This window comes from Prevotellamassilia timonensis (assembly GCF_021531665.1).
Lineage (GTDB): Bacteria > Bacteroidota > Bacteroidia > Bacteroidales > Bacteroidaceae > Alloprevotella.
The window spans coordinates 1-553 of the sequence record NZ_JADYUH010000137.1 but is presented as its reverse complement, the minus strand read 5'-3'; the positions used below and the strand labels follow the sequence as shown (position 1 = coordinate 553).

The following is a 553-nucleotide window of genomic DNA, read 5'->3' as shown; positions in this document are numbered from 1 at the left end:
GACAGCAAAAGTTCTTTGAAAAGATTCCATAAACCTATTTGTAGAGAAGTACAGGAGACTGGGTAACTCAGAAGATGAGTTAGCACAAGGAAAGTCCCTGTCGATTCCACCTTTAATAAATAAGATACGGTGCGTCCGAGTACAGAGAAAAAACAAAACATTAGATATACAATGAAGAGTTTGATCCTGGCTCAGGATGAACGCTAGCTACAGGCCTAACACATGCAAGTCGAGGGGCAGCGGGAAGGAAGCTTGCTTTCTTCGCCGGCGACCGGCGCACGGGTGCGTAACGCGTATCGAACCTACCCTTTACTCGGGAACAGCCTTGCGAAAGCAAGATTAATGCCCGATGTTCCGCGTTTGCCGCATGGCAAATTCGGCAAAGATTTATTGGTAAAGGATGGCGATGCGTCCCATTAGTTAGTTGGCGGGGTAACGGCCCACCAAGACGACGATGGGTAGGGGTTCTGAGAGGAAGGTCCCCCACATTGGAACTGAGACACGGTCCAAACTCCTACGGGAGGCAGCAGTGAGGAATATTGGTCAATGGGCG

At 49.5% G+C, this 553-nt stretch carries 1 rRNA gene; it reads left to right on the top strand.

From position 1 onward, the window contains the following. Nucleotides 1-168: 168 nt before the first annotated feature. Nucleotides 169-553: ribosomal RNA gene (locus tag I6E40_RS10660) — 16S ribosomal RNA — on the top strand; the annotation flags it as partial.